This window comes from Kitasatospora sp. NPDC101157 (genome assembly GCF_044768255.1).
Taxonomy (GTDB): Bacteria; Actinomycetota; Actinomycetes; order Streptomycetales; family Streptomycetaceae; genus Kitasatospora.
This window is the reverse complement of sequence record NZ_JBIWPL010000007.1, coordinates 158,056-173,346: the sequence shown is the minus strand read 5'-3', so window position 1 is coordinate 173,346 and position 15,291 is coordinate 158,056. Positions and strand designations below refer to the sequence as shown.

Sequence of the window (15,291 nt, the reverse complement as noted above, 5' to 3'; positions counted from 1 at the left end):
GGCCCCTCGCTCTGGTGCTCAGGCGAGGGGCCGACACCGATGTTCGGGGCGCGCGAGCGCAGTTCGCGCTCCCCGAACGGGTGGTGGATGGCCGTCGGCGGTGCTCCCTGACGGAGAATCGCGCTACGGTGGTGCTCCGCTACGGAAGGACGGCATATGCCCGAGGTTCAGTCCTGCTCCGGTTGCGGCGGGTCCGGGGGGACCCAGAAGACCGAGGCAACGGTCGAGCTGGACGAGGAAGGAAGCATGGTGCCCAGGGTTCACGACTACTGGTCGCCCTGCGGTCGGTGCCACGGATCCGGGACGGTGATCGTCGGATGAGGCTGGTCTTCGAATGCGTCGAGTGCGGTGGGCACTACCTGCCGCCGGAGGGCATGGTGTACCCGGACGGGCCGGCCTCGCCGGTCTGGTGCTCTCCCTGCCAGACGTCCAAGCGCACGGCGGGCCTCCGGGAGGACCCGCTGCTCGCCCGCCTCGCCCTGGCCGCCGCCCGCGCCGCCCTGGCCCGGCGCGCCGCCGAGGCGGCCGAACCGGCCGCCGTCGGGCGCGGTGACGTCCGGCCGTCCCGGCCCCCGCTGTCCCGCCGGGCGCGCTCCGGTCCGGGCGGGGTGCGTGGCAGGCTGGGCTGAGCCCCCGGCGGGCGGCCCCACCGGCCCCACCGGTCCGACGGCCCGACGGTCCGTCAAAAGCGGTTTCCGGCAAATCGCTTGTGCGCACCGGCGGGCGTGCTGGTTAATTGTCGTCGCTCGCTCGACAGCCTTGGGGGAACGCCTGTGCAACCGACCGAACCGGCCGAGCCGCCGGGGGCCGGACAGACCGGCTCCACTCCGTCCGTCCCGCCGCCGAGACCCGCGTACGACCCGTCCGCCACCCGGGTGGCCGTGACCAGGCGCATCCTCTGGATCGGGTCGGCGGCCTACCCGCTGGCGACCGTCGCGCGGGTCAGCATCACGGTGATCGTGCCGGATGTGCTCGGCGCGATCAAACGGTTCCTGAAGTTCGTCGGGGCCGTGCTGGGGATCGCGCTCGTCCTGGCCGCACTCACCGCCCTCGCCGACGCCTCCCACTCGACCTTCGGGAGCCGCGACGGAAGCAGCGGCTCCGGCTCGGGCTGGATCGTGGCGGTGTCCCTGTTCCTCGTGGTGTCCTACTTCCTGGTCGCCACCCTGCCCGTGCTGCTCCAGCGCCGGCTGCACGCGCTGACCGTCGACACGGCCGGCCCGCCGACCGCGCTGCTGGCCTGGAAGGACCCGAAGTACGCGTACGAGCTCCAGGCCAGGATCACCCACGCGATCGAGAATCCGCAGACCGAGTTCCAGCAGTTCGTCAGCAACGTCCTGGTGGACCTGCGGCACTACCAGTTCGGCGACAACGTCAACATCTACGGCGGCCAGGGCAACACGGGAGTCATCAAATGAGCGGCAACGGACCCCGGTTCCAGTTCGGCGACAACGTCACCATCCACGGCGGCCACCACAACGTCGGTGTCCAGCACAACAACGGGCCGGCCGCCGACCAGGCCCTGCCGCCCGAGGTCGCCGCGCTGTTCGCCCGGCTGGCCACCGCGGTGGCCGACCTGGCCCGGGACGCACGGGTGCCCGCGGAGGACCGGCAGAGCCTGGAGGAGATCCTCCCGGTGCTGCGGGAGCCGGCCGGCCAGGAGCGGCGCAGCCGGCGCAACACCCTCCACCTGCTGGCCGGCCTGACCCGGGAGCTCGGCGAGGCGGCCGCGCCCGCACTGGGCCTGGTGACCCAGCTGCTCGCCCTGATCAGCAGCTGACGGGCGCCGGCCCCGGCCTCAGAACAGCACCTCCTGGGTGTCCGGCTCCGGCGGGCGGGCCCGTTCCTCCAGCACCAGGCCCTCCGAAGGGCGGCCGGTGACGGGCGTGAGCGTCCAGCCGGTGAGCCTCCGGGTGTCCAGCAGCAGCGGGCCCGAGCCGTCCGGCTGGTCGAGGAAGAGGTGCCGGCCCACCGGCGGACGCAGCGTGCCCGCGATCACCGCGCCGGGGGCCAGGCCGACGATCTCCCGGTAGGTCTCGGGGGCGCCGCCGACCAGGCCGAAGCGCTCCACGTGGTCCACCACCGGGCGGTCGGCGAGCGGTTCCACGGCGTGGCCGTCGAGCAGCCGGTGCGCCCGGGCGCGGGCCTCGGTGAGCAGCGCACGGCGGTGCGGGGCGTCGCCGTGGGACCACCAGTGGTCCGTCTTCAGCCGGGACTTGTAGCGCTCGCGGGCCATCCCCGAGGCGGCGACGGTCAGTTCGGCGCGGCGCACCGCGGGGAGGCCGCCGCGCGCGGTGAACGCGTAGGCCAGCGCGCCCTGTTCGAGCAGTCGGCTGTCGCCGCGCTGCTCGGCGGTCAGGCCGACCTTCAGCAGGCCCTCGCCGAACCAGGCGAGGTAGAGCAGGTAGGTGCGCCCGTCGTCGAGGATCTGGTCCCGGGCGAGGGCCAGGCCGCGGTCCACGCTCTGGCAGGCCGGACACTGGGTGGCGCTGCCGCCCGGGGCGATCTCCGCGTGGTGAGGGCAGGGCGTGCGCTCCGTCGCCCCGGCCAGCCAGGCCCCGGTGCAGCGGCGCGGGCCGCCGAGCAGCCAGCCGACCTCCGTACCCGGCACGACGGCGCGCTCGTGCACCCGGTCGCCGCGCACGGCGCCGAGCAGGGCCCGGCCGTCGTGCCAGCTCAGGCCGGTGGAGACCCAGCCGCCCGGCCGGTCCGGGTGCTGGGGCGCGGGGATCGTCATGGGCAGCCCTCCCTGTGGGTCGACGACCCTGGTGAGGCTACCCGCTGCCACCGACAACACCCGCGTCCCGGAGGGCGGGCGCTTCGCCCCGTGGGAGAACCCGGGGTCTCGATCGAGCACCTGCACCGCACCTTCCGTGGCCGACGGCCCGAGCGCTTGCTAGCGTCCGGCCATGATCGACTCACCGACCCCGGACGACCTCGCCCGCACCCTGCGCCTCGCTGTCGACACCCTGGCAGCCGCCCCGGCGGACGCGGACTGGTCGCGGCCCGCCGGCACGCTCGGCTGGAGCTGCTGGGAGACCGTCGAGCACCTCGCCGACGATCTCCTCGCCTACGCCGCCCAGCTCGGCCCGGCGCGGCCGCCGCGCGAGCGGTACGTGCCGTTCCTGGCGACCCGCCGCTCCCCCGGCGCCCCGAACAACTTCGTCCGCGCCGACCCGGCCTGCGGCGTGCCGGGGCTGCTCGAAGTGCTGGACGCGAGCGGCGGGTTGATGGTCGCCGTGGCCCGGGTCTCGCCGCCGGACGCGCGGGCCCACCACCCGTGGGGCCTGGCCGATGCGACCGGCTTCGTGGCCATGAGCCTGGTGGAGACCCTGGTCCACCTCCACGACGTCGCCCAGGGCCTCGGCCTGCCCTGGGAGCCGCCCGCCGGGGTCTGCGCCCGGACCCTGGCCCGGTTGTTCCCCGACGTCCCGCTCGCCGCCGCACCCTGGCCCACCCTGCTCTGGGCGACCGGCCGCACCGCCCTCCCCGGTCGTCCGCCGCGCACCGACTGGCGCTGGTACGCCGACGTACCGGACTGAGCCCGGCGCGTGATCCGCTGACCGGTCGCCAGGTGCCGGACGGTCCCCGGGGCCCGTTCGCTTCCGCAGGTCGCGGGCGCTTGGCCCGTCGGGCCGTCCACGTTCTATTGTGGCGGGCGCGGTCGGCGGTGTCGCCGGGAGGTGGCGCGGGCCGGCCTGGCCGGTGCGAGGGCGAAGGGGTGGCTGGTGGCGGGGCGGCGGAACAGCGGGGTGCTGGCGGTCTGGGCGGAGGCGCAGCGGCAGCAGCAGCGCCGGGAGGAGGCCCGGTGGCGTGCCGAGGCGGCGGAGCTGCGCCGGCACGAGCGCGCGCAGCGCGAGGCGCAGCGTGCGGCCGCCCGCGACGAGCGGGAGGCGCAGCGCGCGTACCAGCAGTCGCGGGAGGCGGAGGCGGCCCGGCGGACGGCCGAACTGGACGCCCGGGTCGCGGAGTTTCGCGGGCTCCTGGCGGCCGGGCTGGCTGCTCCGGCGTTCGGGCCGCAGGCGCTGCTGGCGCCGCGTCCGGTGCCGCCGTTCGATCCGGGGCCGCTGGGTGTGCCGGTCCCGATGCCGGACCAGACCTCCGCCACGTACCACGTGCCGCCGCCGGACGCCGCGCAGGCCCGCAACGCCGGGGTGCGCCGGCAGTACGAGCAGTACCTGGTCCAGGCCCGGGCCCGGTTCGAGCAGGACTGGTACGCCGCGCAGGCGCAGGAGGCGGACCGGCAGCGCCGGTTGGCCGCGTACCACCAGGAGTACCTGGCCTGGGCGGAGGGCTTCCGCCGCCAGGAGGAGGAGCGCGGGGCCGGCACCGAGGAGCTGCTGCGGCGGCTGCGGGCGGGTGACCCGGAGGCGGTGCAGGAGTACTTCACGGCCGGTCTGTACGCCTCGGCGGCCTGGCCGGAGGGCTTCCCGCACCGGCTGGTGGCGGCCTGGGAGGCGTCGAGCCGTCAGCTGGTGGTGAACTGGGAGCTGCCCGGTCCGGACGTGGTGCCGGCGGCCACCCGGGTGCGGTACGTGAAGTCGGACGACCGCGAGGCCGAGGTGGCCCGTCCGGCGACCGAGCGCAAGGCGCTGTACCGGGAGGTGCTGGCCCAGTCGGCGCTGCGGGTGGCGGCGGAGCTGTTCCGGGCGGACCGGGACGGGATGCTGGACTCGGTGGTGCTGAACGGCTTCGTGCTGGGCATCGACCCGGCGACCGGCCGGGAGGCGGAGCGCTTCCTGTCCACGCTGACCGCGACCCGGGCCGAGTTCTCCGGGCTGGCGCTGGACCGGGTGGCGCCGGTGGAGTGCTTCCAGGGCCTGGGCGGCAGGTTGTCGGCGCGGCCCGAGCGGCTGGACGAGGTGAGGCCGGACCGGCTGCCGGAGTCGGTGGGCGGGAACCTGGCCGGGCACTTCGGCGAGGACGAGCCGGACCTCTTCGAGATGGATCCGCTGGAGTTCGAGGACCTGATCGCCGAGTTGTTCCGGCTGCGCGGTTTCCGCGTCATGACCACGGCTCGCAGCGGCGACGTCGGGGTGGACGTGGTGGCCGAGGACCTGGACCCGGTCACCGGCGGCAAGATCGTGATCCAGGCCAAGCGCTACAAGAAGACCGTGCCGCCGACGGCCGTGCGGGACCTGGAGTCCACCGTCCGCCACCACGGCGCGATCAAGGGCATCCTGGTCACCACGGCGGGCTTCGGCCGCGGCTCGTACAGCTACATCGAGGGCAAGCCGCTGACCCTGGTGAGCGGGCCGGAGCTGGTCGAGCTGCTGGCGGAGCAGGGCCTGCGCGGTCGGCTCGGCGGCGGTCGGCTCGGTGTCGGACCGGGCGGCGGCGGACCGGGCGGCGGCGCCGAGCCCGCGCCGAAGCCGCAGGAGGCCGAGCCGGCCGCCCCGCAGAGCAGTGTCACGGTCAGCTGGCAGAGCCGTACGGCCGGCGGGGACCCGGTGGAGCTGGACGTCACCGCGTTCCTGTGCGCCGGTGGCCGGGTGCTCAGCGACGAGCACTTCGTCTTCTTCAACAACCCGCAGGACCCGGACGGCGCCGTGCGCCTGCACCCCACCCACTCCGTGCCGGGCGAGCCGGTCCGGGCGGCCCGGCTGAGCCTGGACCTGCACCGGCTGCCGGCCGCCGTCGACGAGGTGGTGCTCGCGGTCTCCACCGAGGAGGAGGAGCCCCCCGCGCTGCCGCTCGGCCATGTGTACGGGCTGGCCGTCGCCGCCGAGCTCGGTCCCGGCGCGGACGGGCCGGCCAAGTGGCCGGGCGCCAACGGCGGCATCCCGGACTCCGCGATGCTGCTCGGGAGCTTCCGGCGGGCGGACGGCGGCTGGCAGCTGGCCCCCTCCGCACGAGCGGTGACGAACGGTCTGGCCGGGCTGGCGACGGCCTTCGGCGTCGCGGTGGAGTGACCGGCGGGGGGCGGTTCCGGTCGAACCGCCCCCCGGGGGGCTTCCGCGCCTCACGACCGGGGGAAGACCACGCCCTGCTTGTAGGGCTGGATGCTGCCGGTGGTCAAACCCTCTGTGGATACCGGGAGTTGGGTGACGGGCTTGCCGTCGGGGCCGATCACCTCGGCGGTCGCACCGGCGGCGACGAGCGCGGCCGGCCTGCGGACGGTCATGGTCCCCTCATGGGCGAGTGTTCGTTGCGGAACTTCCACCGGGAGGTACGTGGTCCACGGCCGGCCCGGTTGCGGCTGTGACGTACTCATGACGAACGACGAAACCGGACCGGCGGGACCCCGGACGGCTCTTCACCGTTCGGGGCCCCGGCGTGTGAGGCGGTCCGCTCGTCAGGAGCCCCGGCGCGTCAGGGGCCCTGGCGCGTCAGGGCGGGAGCGCGTCACGCCCCAGGGGCGAACACCACGCCCTGGCTGGTGGGTTGCAGCGTGCCGGTGGTCAGTCCGGCCGCGGAGACGGTCAGTTGGGTGACGGCCTTGCCGTTCAGGCCGAGCACCTTGGCCGTCAGCTGCCTGTTCCCGTCCGGCGGGGTGAGCCGCAGCCCGGCGATCACGTGGCAGTTCTTGTCGGACTTCTGGCAGGTGGCCCACTTCAGACCGGCGAAGGCGGTCGCGCCCGGCTTGAGGGTGACCCGCACCGGCGGCCCGGGGTGCGCCACACGCTTGACGGCCAGCGTGTCCGAGCGGTTGTTGGCGAGCAGTCCGGCGAAGCCCGGGTAGCCCCGCAGGGTGCAGGTGCGGCTGCCCTTGTTCTGCAGCATCACCATCGCGGAGCCGGCGTTCTTCGCGGAGCCGGTGTTCTGGAGCTGTACGGTCGCGGCGAGGTCGTCGGCGGTGCAGCGCGGAGGGGCCGACCGGGGAGACGCCGCCGCGGTGGCGGTGGTGGCGTTGTCAACCGCCGTCGGCGGTGTCTGTGCTCCGGCAGTGCCGCACACCGTGAGCAGGAGGGTGGCAGCGAGCGTGCCGCTGCCGATGACGGTCGAGCGGGAGGGTTTGTGGACGTTCATGTTCTCTCCGTGAGTACGCGGGTGGTGCGAGGTACGCAGATCGAGCGAGGCCGTCCGCCTCCCAGCATGACCGCGGCAGGCCGGAGGTGCCACTCGACCCGGCTCTCCCGCGTGGTGCGTACGAGGAGGAGCGCTCACGGACGGTCACCCGCCGCCGGGAACGACACCGCCCCGCCGGCGTTCGACGGCCGAGCGGGGCGGTGGAGTGAGGTCGAACTGCCGGGTCAGGCGGCCGACTTGGCGGTGACGGGCTTCGCCCTGCTCCCGAACAGGTTGAAGAAGACGGCCAGGGTGGGCAGCAGGTAGGCCAGCCAGACCACCAGTTGCAGGACGGTCGGGTCCGGCTGGAAGTTGAACACGCCCTTCAGCAGGGTGCCGTACCAGCTGTCCTTGGGGATGGTGCTGGAGATGTCGAAGGCCGGCGAGTGCAGGCCGGGCAGCCAGCCGGCCTCCTGGAGGTCGTGCACCCCGTAGGCGAGCACGCCGGCCGCGACCACGACCAGCATCGCGCCGGTCCAGGTGAAGAACTTGGCCAGGTTGATCTTCAGCGCGCCCCGGTAGAACAGCCAGCCGAGCACCACCGAGGTGAGGAGGCCGAGCGCGGCGCCGATCAGCGGGTTCCAGCCGTCGTCGGTGGCCTGCACGGCCGACCAGATGAACAGCGCGGTCTCCAGGCCCTCGCGGCCGACGGCCAGGAAGGAGGTGACCACCAGGGCCGTCGTGCCCATCGCGACCGCCGCGTCCAGCTTGCCGTGCAGTTCGGTCTTCAGGTGCCGGGCGGTGCGCCGCATCCAGAACACCATCCAGGTCACCAGCCCGACCGAGATGATCGACAGCGAGCCGCCGAGCGCCTCCTGGGCCTCGAAGGTGAGCTGCGAGGAGCCGAACTGCAGCACCGCGCCGAAGGCCATGGAGAGCACCACGGCCGCGCTGACGCCGAGCCACACCGGCGGCAGCTTGTCCCGGCGGTCGGTCTTGACCAGATAGGCGATCAGGATGCAGACGACCAGGCTGGCTTCGAGGCCTTCGCGCAGGCCGATCAGGTAGTTGCCGAACACGGCTGACTCCTCGTGGTGGTGGGGGTGGGTGACATCAGCCGAAGAGGGCCTGGCCCCACCACTCCCCCGGCTTGCGCACCCCCGCCGGGCAGGCGAAGTGGGCGGAGCCGACGTGCTGGATGTACTCGTTGAGCTTGTCGGAGGCCGCGAGCCGCTGCTGCAGCGGCACGAAGGCCTTGCGGGTGTCGCGCTGGTAGGCGATGAAGAACAGTCCGGCGTCCAGGCGGCCGAGGCCGTCGGTGCCGTCGGTGAAGGAGAAGCCGCGGCGCAGGATCATCAGGCCGTTGTTGGCGTCCGGGTGGGCCAGGGCTACGTGTGAGGTCGCGGGCATCGCCTTGAGGTCCGGGGCGTCGTGCTCCTTGGCCCTGCCGTACGGGGCGCCCTCGCCCTTGGTGCGGCCGAAGGTGTCCTCCTGGTCCTTGAGGGAGGCGCGGTCCCAGGTCTCGATGTGCATCCGGATCCGCCGGGCGACCAGGTAGGAGCCGCCGGTCATCCACTCCGGGCCGTCGCCGGGGGCGGCCCACACGTGCTCGGACAGGTTGGCGGTGTCGGTGCCCGCGATGTTGTGGGTGCCGTCCTTGAATCCCATCAGGTTGCGCGGGGTCTGCTCGTCCGGGGTGGTCGAGGAGGTCTTCCCGAAACCGAGCTGGGACCAGCGGATGTTGACGGTGCCCATGCCGATCCGGGCCAGGTTGCGGATCGCGTGCACCGCGACCTGGGGGTCGTCGGCGCAGGCCTGGACGCACAGGTCACCGCCGCTGCGCAGCGGGTCGAGCTTGTCGCCCTTGAAGTTCGGCAGTTCGATCAGGGCGTCGGGGCGCTGGGCCCGGATGCCGAAGCGGTCCACGGGTTGACCGTCCGGGCCGGACTTCTCGAACAGGCTCGGCCCGAAGCCGATGGTCAGGGTGAGCCGGGAGGCGGGCAGGCCGAGCGCCTCGCCGGTGTCGTCCGGTGGGGCCTCGGCGGAGGCCGGGACCGCGCCGGTGCCGACCTCGCGGCCGCCGGTCATCGCGGCGGCCGCCTTGGTCCACTCCTTGAGGAGCTTGACCAGGGACTCCCGGGTGGCCTTCTCGGAGACGTCGAAGGCCGCGAAGTGCAGCCGGTCCTGGACCGGGGTGGAGATGCCCGCCTGGTGCTCGCCGTAGAACGGCACCTCGCCGCCGACCACGGCGTTCGCCGCCGGTGCCGGGGCGTCGTCCTGCCGGACGGCCGCCGCGACCGAGCCGACGGCGGCGGCGCCGAGGGCGACGCCCGCGCCCGCCCAGCCGATGACGGCGCGCCGGCTGACCGGGGCCCGGTCGGGGGTGGCAGTGGCGGCAGCGGCCGGGGTGCCGTCCTGCTGCTCGTTCTCGGCGTCCATCGGCGGGCGGGCCCTTCTCACTCTTGCGGAACTACTGAACTGCGGCCGGGGACCGGCTGCTTGACGATCTGGTCGAGGTCCTACTTGACGACCACGGCGGCGGCCAGCTTCGACAGCGGCTCGCCCAGCGAGTTCACCGCGTCGGAGAAGGCCTTGCGCTCGGCCTCGGTGACCTTGTCGTAGGGGGTGAAGGTGCCGTCGGTCTGCTTGTACTTGGCCAGCAGCGCGTTGATGGCGGCGAACTCGGAGTCGAGCGTCCTGGCGAGCTCGGGGTCCTTCTCGGCGGCGACCGGCTTCAGCAGCTCGTAGGCCTTCTGGGCGCCCTCGACGTTGGCCTGGAAGTCCGCGAGGTCGGTGTGGCTGTAGCGGTCCTCCTCGCCGGTGATCTTGTTGGTGGCGACCTCGTCCAGCAGCTCCTTGGCGCCGTTGGCCATGCTGGTCGCGGTGATCTCCGCCTCGGGGATCTTCTTCTGCCAGTCCTTGAGGTCGGCGACCAACTGGTCCGCGAGCTTCTTCTCGTCGTCGCCGGTCTTCGCGTCGGCCCAGAGCGCCTTCTCCAGCCGGTGCCAGCCGGTCCACGCCTGGCCCTGCTCCAGCTTGTCCTCACGGGTGTCGGTCTTGGGGTCGACGTCCCCGAAGCTCTCGGCGACCGGCTCGGTGCGCTCCCAGCCGGTGCGCGAGGGCGCGTACAGCGACTTGGCCTTCTCCAGGTCACCGCCCTTGATCGCGGCGGCGAAGGCCTCGACGGCCGGGACGGTGGCGTCGGCCTGCTCCTGGGCGTACTTGCGGTAGGAGTCGACGGCGGCGGCCAGGCGCGGGTCGGCCGGGGCGGTGCTGCCGCCCTCGCCGGTCACCGTGATCTTCTGGCGGATGCCGTCGCCCACCATGCCGGGCTTGCAGGCGATCTCGTACGAGCCGGCCTTGATCTCGGCGTTGATGCTGGCCCTGGTGCCGGGGCCGATGTTCTCCCGCTCGGTGACGATCTTGTCACCGGGGGCGTAGACGTAGACCTCGGTGGTCTTGGAGCCCTTGTTGCTGATGTCCAGCACCACGTGGCCGGCCGGGAAGCTGGTCGTGGAGACCTCGCAGGCGGTGTCGGTGGCGTTGACCTTGACCGCGTCCGCGCCGCCCGCCTGGTCGTCCTTCTTCGAGGCGCAGCCGGCCAGGGCTGCGGTCGCCACGGCGAGGCTGAGCAGGGCGGCTGCGGTGGAACGGCGGCGGGCGGGCATGGGAGCTCCAACGGAAAAGGGCATGGGGGTGCCAAGGCCGGGTAAAGCGCCGGCCGGGCCGGTGCCTCCTTTTTAGCTAAGGCATACCTTACGTAAGAACTCTTTACCGTTGGTACCCGGCCCCCCTGCCCAGCCCGAACCGTTATCTCCCGGGCACGCGGCGGGCGGCCGCCCGGGCCGTCCAGCGGCCCTCGTGGCGGCTGATCCGGATCGGGTGGCCGAAGGTCTCGCTGATCAGCTCGGTGGTCATCACCTCGTCCACCGGCCCGGCCGCCACGCACTCGCCCCCGCGCAGCAGCAGGGCGTGGGTGGTGCTCTCCGGCAGCTCCTCCAGATGGTGGGTGACCAGGACGCTGGCCAGCTCGGGATGCTGGTGGCGCAGCAGGTCCAGGCTGTCCAGCAGCAGCTCGCGGGCGGTCAGGTCCAGCCCGGTGGCGGGCTCGTCGAGCAGCAGCAGCCGGGGGCTGGGCATCAGCGCGCGGGCGATCAGTGCCCGGCCGCGCTCGCCCTGGGAGAGGGTGGTCCACGGGGCCTCGGCCATCGCGCCCATGCCGAGCGTCTCGATCAGCTGCTCGGCGCGCTCCACCGCCTCGGGGGCGGGCTTGCGGTGCCACTCGGGCTCGATGGTGTTGGTGGACCCGGTGAGCACCACCTCGCGCACGCTCAGCGGCGAGCGCAGCGGGTGGCGCGGGTTCACGTGCCCGAGGTGGGCGCGCAGCTCGCGGATGTCCACCCGGCCGAGCCGGCGGCCGAGCACGTCCACCGTGCCCCGGGTGGGGTGGGAGACCGCGCCGAGCAGGGCGAGCAGGGTGGACTTGCCCGCCCCGTTGGGGCCGAGCAGCGCCCAGTGCTCGCCGGGCCGGATCTCCAGGGTGATGCCGCGCAGCAGGTGCCGGCCGTCGCGCACGACGTCCACGTCCTGGGTGCGCAGCAGCGGGCCGTCGAAGGACGGGCTCATGGGGAACTCCGATTCATGGCGCCGGGCAGGGAACGGGCGGGGCGCCGTACCGACCGGCCGGCGCGGACCGTCCGTGTGCACCGTACAGCCGTCGGCCCGGGCGGAGCCCGGCCGTCCGGTGGGTGGACTTCGCAGAACCCTGTTGTACGAGGGGAGTTGGGAGGAGGATTGTGCCTTTCCGAGGGGAGCGAGGGGGAGGCGTGATGGTGGCGGAGGAGGAACGGCCGGAGAGCCTGCACGGGCTGGTCGAGCGGCGGGCCCGCCGGGCCCCGGAGGCGGTCGCGGTGCGCTGCGGCGGGGCGGAGCTGACCTACGGGGAGCTGGACGAGCGGGCCGACCGGCTGGCCGCCGTACTGGCCCGGCGCGGACTGCGCCCGGGCGGCCGGGCCGCGGTCGCGCTCGGCCGGGGCACCGAGGTGTACGTGGCGGTGCTCGCGGTGCTCAAGGCGGGCGCCGCGTTCGTGCCGCTGGAGCCGACCGCGCCCGACGCGCTGCTGCGGCACGTGCTGGCCGACGCGGCGCCGGATCTGGTGCTGACCGAGCAGCGCCACCGGACGCGGCTGGCGGACGCGGGCGGGTCGCCGGTCGTCTGCCTGGACGACCCGGCCGAAGCCGGCCCGCCGGAAGGGGAGTTCGAGCGCCCCGAGGTCGGGCCGGGCGACCTGGCCTGCGTGTTCTACACCTCCGGCTCCACCGGCCTGCCCACCGGCGCCCTGGTCGAGCACCGCAACCTGCTGGCCGCGTACGCGGGCTGGCGCGAGGTGTACGGGCTGACGGCCGGGGACCGGATCCTGCAGACCGCGAGCCTGGAGTTCGACGTCTTCACCGCCGACTGGGTCCGCGCGCTGTGCACCGGCGCCACCCTGGTGGTCACGCCGTTCAACCTCACCCTGGACCGCACCGCCGACCTGGCCGCCCTGCCCGCCCTGGTGGCGGAGGAGCGAATCACGGTCATGGAGCTGAACGTCCGCACCGCCCGCCGCCTCACCGCCCTGCTGGAGGCCGGCGGCGCCGGGCTGCCCGGGGTGCGGCTGGTCACCGTCGGCGCCGAGAAGTGGTACCTGGACGAGCAGGTGGCCCTGCAGCGGCTGCTCGGTGACTTCACCCGGGTGCTCAACGTCTACGGCCTGGCCGAGGCCACCGTCGACAGCACCTACTTCGACGTGCGCGGTGCGGCCGTCGCCGAGGGGGCGGAGCTGGTCTCGCTGATCGGCCGGCCCTTCCCCGGCGCCCGGGTGTACGTGCTCGGCCCCACCGGTGCCCCGGTGCCGCCCGGGCGGGTGGGCGAGATCGCGATCGCGGGCGGCGGGCTGACCCGCGGCTACCTCAACCGGTCGGCGGAGACCGCCCGCCGCTTCATCCGGGCGAGCTTCGACCCGGACGGGCGGGTGCTGCTCACCGGCGACCTCGGGCTGCTGCGGGCGGACGGCGTGCTGGAGTTCGTCGGGCGGGCCGCGACCGTGGTCGGTCCGCTCGGGTCGGACCGGGTGACCACCGTGACCACCCGGGTCAAGGCCGCGGCCCGGGCGGAGGGGGCGCTGCGCGCCCACCCCGCGGTGCGGGAGGCGGCCGTGGTCGAGGTGTACCCGACGCCGGGGCAGCGGGTGATGGTCGGCTACGCGGTGACCGATCCGCAGGCGGACGGTGTGGACGGCTGGTCGCTCAGCCAGTACCTGACGAGGCAGCTCAAGGGCTTCTCCGCGCCCGCCGCCGTCATCCCCGTCCCGGAGCTGCCGCGCACCCGGGCCGGCAAGCTGGACCGCGCCGCGCTGCCGCTGCCGGCCCCGCCGAAGCACTCCGCGCCGCGCTCCGCCAAGGCGGGTGGCAGCCGCAAGGGCGGCGGGAAGGCCGGGCGGCCGGCCGGGGTGTCCGACAAGGACGGGGTGGGCTGCTTCGCGCTCTTCGTCACGGTGGTCGCCACCGTCCTCGCCCGGTGGACCACCGACTACTTCTACCCCGGCTCGACGGACCTATCCGGGGTGCCCGCCGACTACCACTTCTGGTTCGGACTGCTCTACTGGGCCGAGTCCGCCTCCTTCGGCGCCGGGCTGGCCTTCCTCCTCCTCGGTCTCCCGGCCGTGCTGCGGCAGGGCCGCTCGCTCAGGCTGTCGCTGCTGACGTACCTGTCGGTGTTCTGGCTGCTCGCGTCCTGGTGGCCGCAGGACAACCTGTACCGGCTGACGGCCGCCACCGACTGGCCGCGCGAGACGACCATGGTCTACGTGTTCAACATCCCGCTGATGCTGGCCGCGGTGGTGGTCGTGGTGTTCCTGCTGAGCCGGCCGAAGGCGAGGAAGTAGGGCCTCAGCGCAGCGCCTCGAACATTCCGGCCAGGGCGTGGTTGGCCGCCTCGACCACGGCCTGGGCGGCGTCCAGTGCCTCGGTGTCCGGCCCGGCGAGGGCGAGGCCGACGGCGGGTTCCGGGTCTCGGCCCGCCGTCGGTATCAGCGGCAGCAGGGTGACGCCGAGCCGGGCGCAGCGCGGGCGCAGCCGGTCCAGGTGGTCGTGCAGCGCCTCCGGGGCGAGCCGGGCGCCGAGCGGCAGCGCGTCCAGGGTGCGGACCAGGTGGCCCGGGCCGCGCACCTGGTCGAGGCGTTCGCGCAGCACGAAGGCGATGGCCGGGCCGGTCAGCCGCAGGTTGATCTCGGTGGGGGCGAGCCGGCGCTGCCGGTCGGTGACGAAGTCGACGTCGTACCAGCCCCGGTAGCCGTCGGCGGCGAGCCGCTCCCCCACCGCGAGGGCGAACCGGCGGGCCGTCTCGGCGGCGGCCCGCGGGACGGCGCCGGGGCCGACGGTGACGCCCTGGTAGCGGGTGCCGGCCACCTCCATGGCGCCCGCGCCGACGGGGTGCACGGTGCCGTCCGGGCCGACCACGACGTCATAGGTGAGATCGCGCAGCCGGGCGGCCGGGCCCGGGTCGACGTACTCCTCCAGCAGCAACTCGCCCTGCCGAGGCAGGACTTCCGAGCGGACCAGGCGGCGCAGCAGGGCGCCCCCGCCGCCGGCGGCGAACAGCTCGGCGGGCTCGACCACCACGGTGCCGTAGCCACCGACGCCGTGCGGGCTCTTCAGTACGGTGGTCAGGCCCCGGGCGGCGCGGACGGTCAGCCGCCTCGCCGCCCGCCGGCGGCTCTCCGGACGCTCCTGCGCCGGGACGACGATCCCCGGGTGCTCGGCGGCCAGGGCGGCGAACAGCCCGTGCGCGGCGGCCTTGGACTCGTACCGTCGCACGGCGGCCAGCTCGGGCCCCTCGCCCTGCGCGGCGGTACGGCCCCAACTGACCACCGGGTGGCCGGAGTCGGCGATCCGCGCGGCGAGGGCGGGCCGGGCGGCGAGCGCCTCGGCGAGGGTCAGGCCGGGGGCCAGCCCGCTGTGCACCTCGACCGGCCCCCACGCCAACTCCCGGGCCAGCCAGTCGGTCCACTCCCGGTCGACCTCGGCGGGCAGCACCAGCACCGCCGGTTCCGGGCTGTACCCGACGGCCAGGCAGGCGTAGTGGTGGGCCTGCCGCAGCCGCCGCGCGCGCTGCTCCGCGTCCATGCCCGGGGCGAAGAACTGCGCGTTGAAGTCCGCGACGTTGCCGAGGTGCACCGCCGCCCGCCCGCCGGTCCAGGCCCCCACCCATCCGTCCATGCCCCGAGAGCCTAGACCCCGGGCGGGAGCCCCGACAGCCCCGCGCCGCGCCACCGTCCGTCGGTCGCCGGTCGTCGGTCGCCC

Annotated in this window: 14 protein-coding genes; 6 read left to right on the top strand and 8 right to left on the bottom strand. The window is 74.3% G+C overall.

Going from position 1 to position 15,291, the window contains the following annotated elements; all coding sequences use genetic code 11:
• The first annotated feature begins 317 nt into the window (after nt 1-317).
• The 3 genes from ACIRVF_RS17775 to ACIRVF_RS17765 all read left to right on the top strand — a co-directional run bounded on the left by ACIRVF_RS17775 (nt 318) and on the right by ACIRVF_RS17765 (nt 1,780).
• Nucleotides 318-629, top strand: coding sequence for a hypothetical protein (locus ACIRVF_RS17775; RefSeq protein ID WP_402817977.1), 312 nt, complete (start codon nt 318-320; stop codon nt 627-629).
• A 144-nt stretch (nt 630-773) separates the two neighbouring features.
• Nucleotides 774-1,418 carry a DUF6232 family protein gene (locus tag ACIRVF_RS17770; RefSeq protein ID WP_402817975.1) on the top strand — a complete coding sequence of 215 codons (645 nt, stop codon included), beginning with the start codon at nt 774-776 and terminating at the stop codon, nt 1,416-1,418.
• Nucleotides 1,415-1,780, top strand: a complete 366-nt coding sequence (locus ACIRVF_RS17765) for a hypothetical protein (RefSeq protein ID WP_402817973.1) — start codon at nt 1,415-1,417, stop codon at nt 1,778-1,780. Before ACIRVF_RS17770 ends, ACIRVF_RS17765 begins: the two co-directional genes overlap by 4 nt.
• A gap of 18 nt (nt 1,781-1,798) precedes the next feature.
• On the opposite strand, the gene ACIRVF_RS17760 is transcribed toward ACIRVF_RS17765, so the two are convergent.
• Nucleotides 1,799-2,737: a DUF2797 domain-containing protein gene (locus ACIRVF_RS17760; RefSeq protein ID WP_402817971.1), complete on the bottom strand. Its 939-nt coding sequence runs from the start codon at nt 2,735-2,737 to the stop codon at nt 1,799-1,801.
• Nucleotides 2,738-2,909: 172 nt separating this feature from the next.
• Between ACIRVF_RS17760 and ACIRVF_RS17755 the strand changes: the two genes are divergently transcribed.
• Together ACIRVF_RS17755 and ACIRVF_RS17750 are read left to right on the top strand one after the other, a co-directional pair.
• Nucleotides 2,910-3,542: a maleylpyruvate isomerase N-terminal domain-containing protein gene (locus tag ACIRVF_RS17755; protein ID WP_402817968.1), complete on the top strand. Its 633-nt coding sequence runs from the start codon at nt 2,910-2,912 to the stop codon at nt 3,540-3,542.
• Between the two features lie 186 nt (nt 3,543-3,728).
• Nucleotides 3,729-5,912: a restriction endonuclease gene (locus ACIRVF_RS17750; RefSeq protein ID WP_402817965.1), complete on the top strand. Its 2,184-nt coding sequence runs from the start codon at nt 3,729-3,731 to the stop codon at nt 5,910-5,912.
• Between the two features lie 50 nt (nt 5,913-5,962).
• On the opposite strand, the gene ACIRVF_RS17745 is transcribed toward ACIRVF_RS17750, so the two are convergent.
• The 6 genes from ACIRVF_RS17745 to ACIRVF_RS17720 form a co-directional block, all read right to left on the bottom strand.
• Nucleotides 5,963-6,124 (bottom strand): hypothetical protein, encoded by a 162-nt coding sequence (locus ACIRVF_RS17745; RefSeq protein WP_402817962.1) that lies wholly within the window; start codon nt 6,122-6,124, stop codon nt 5,963-5,965.
• A gap of 221 nt (nt 6,125-6,345) precedes the next feature.
• Nucleotides 6,346-6,969 carry a DUF4232 domain-containing protein gene (locus ACIRVF_RS17740; protein WP_402817959.1) on the bottom strand — a complete coding sequence of 208 codons (624 nt, stop codon included), beginning with the start codon at nt 6,967-6,969 and terminating at the stop codon, nt 6,346-6,348.
• 224 nt (nt 6,970-7,193) lie between these two features.
• Nucleotides 7,194-8,027 (bottom strand): iron uptake transporter permease EfeU, encoded by an 834-nt coding sequence (gene efeU, locus ACIRVF_RS17735; protein ID WP_402817956.1) that lies wholly within the window; start codon nt 8,025-8,027, stop codon nt 7,194-7,196.
• A gap of 34 nt (nt 8,028-8,061) precedes the next feature.
• The gene (gene efeB / locus ACIRVF_RS17730; RefSeq protein WP_402817953.1) at nt 8,062-9,387 is read right to left on the bottom strand and encodes an iron uptake transporter deferrochelatase/peroxidase subunit; all 1,326 of its coding nucleotides are present in this window, start codon (nt 9,385-9,387) and stop codon (nt 8,062-8,064) included.
• Nucleotides 9,388-9,467: 80 nt separating this feature from the next.
• On the bottom strand, nt 9,468-10,616 hold the full coding sequence (efeO, locus tag ACIRVF_RS17725; protein WP_402817950.1) for an iron uptake system protein EfeO: 1,149 nt from the start codon (nt 10,614-10,616) through the stop codon (nt 9,468-9,470).
• Between the two features lie 142 nt (nt 10,617-10,758).
• Nucleotides 10,759-11,574, bottom strand: coding sequence for an ABC transporter ATP-binding protein (locus ACIRVF_RS17720; protein ID WP_402817947.1), 816 nt, complete (start codon nt 11,572-11,574; stop codon nt 10,759-10,761).
• A 203-nt stretch (nt 11,575-11,777) separates the two neighbouring features.
• On the opposite strand from ACIRVF_RS17720, the gene ACIRVF_RS17715 reads away from it, so the two are divergent.
• Nucleotides 11,778-13,874 (top strand): amino acid adenylation domain-containing protein, encoded by a 2,097-nt coding sequence (locus tag ACIRVF_RS17715; RefSeq protein ID WP_402817944.1) that lies wholly within the window; start codon nt 11,778-11,780, stop codon nt 13,872-13,874.
• Between the two features lie 4 nt (nt 13,875-13,878).
• Here ACIRVF_RS17715 and ACIRVF_RS17710 read toward each other — a convergent pair whose 3' ends face one another.
• The gene (locus ACIRVF_RS17710; RefSeq protein WP_402817941.1) at nt 13,879-15,207 is read right to left on the bottom strand and encodes a hypothetical protein; all 1,329 of its coding nucleotides are present in this window, start codon (nt 15,205-15,207) and stop codon (nt 13,879-13,881) included.
• Between the last annotated feature and the right edge of the window lie 84 nt (nt 15,208-15,291).

Bases quoted from the DNA above. Each gene is read 5' to 3' on its own strand.
- ACIRVF_RS17775 (WP_402817977.1), top strand. From the start codon at position 318: ATGAGGCTGGTCTTCGAATGCGTCGAGTGCGGTGGGCACTACCTGCCG.
- ACIRVF_RS17765 (WP_402817973.1), top strand. From the start codon at position 1,415: ATGAGCGGCAACGGACCCCGGTTCCAGTTCGGCGACAACGTCACCATC.
- ACIRVF_RS17760 (WP_402817971.1), bottom strand. From the start codon at position 2,737: ATGACGATCCCCGCGCCCCAGCACCCGGACCGGCCGGGCGGCTGGGTC.
- ACIRVF_RS17755 (WP_402817968.1), top strand. From the start codon at position 2,910: ATGATCGACTCACCGACCCCGGACGACCTCGCCCGCACCCTGCGCCTC.
- ACIRVF_RS17745 (WP_402817962.1), bottom strand. From the start codon at position 6,124: ATGACCGTCCGCAGGCCGGCCGCGCTCGTCGCCGCCGGTGCGACCGCC.
- ACIRVF_RS17740 (WP_402817959.1), bottom strand. From the start codon at position 6,969: ATGAACGTCCACAAACCCTCCCGCTCGACCGTCATCGGCAGCGGCACG.
- efeB (WP_402817953.1), bottom strand. From the start codon at position 9,387: ATGGACGCCGAGAACGAGCAGCAGGACGGCACCCCGGCCGCTGCCGCC.
- efeO (WP_402817950.1), bottom strand. From the start codon at position 10,616: ATGCCCGCCCGCCGCCGTTCCACCGCAGCCGCCCTGCTCAGCCTCGCC.
- ACIRVF_RS17720 (WP_402817947.1), bottom strand. From the start codon at position 11,574: ATGAGCCCGTCCTTCGACGGCCCGCTGCTGCGCACCCAGGACGTGGAC.
- ACIRVF_RS17715 (WP_402817944.1), top strand. From the start codon at position 11,778: ATGGTGGCGGAGGAGGAACGGCCGGAGAGCCTGCACGGGCTGGTCGAG.
- ACIRVF_RS17710 (WP_402817941.1), bottom strand. From the start codon at position 15,207: ATGGACGGATGGGTGGGGGCCTGGACCGGCGGGCGGGCGGCGGTGCAC.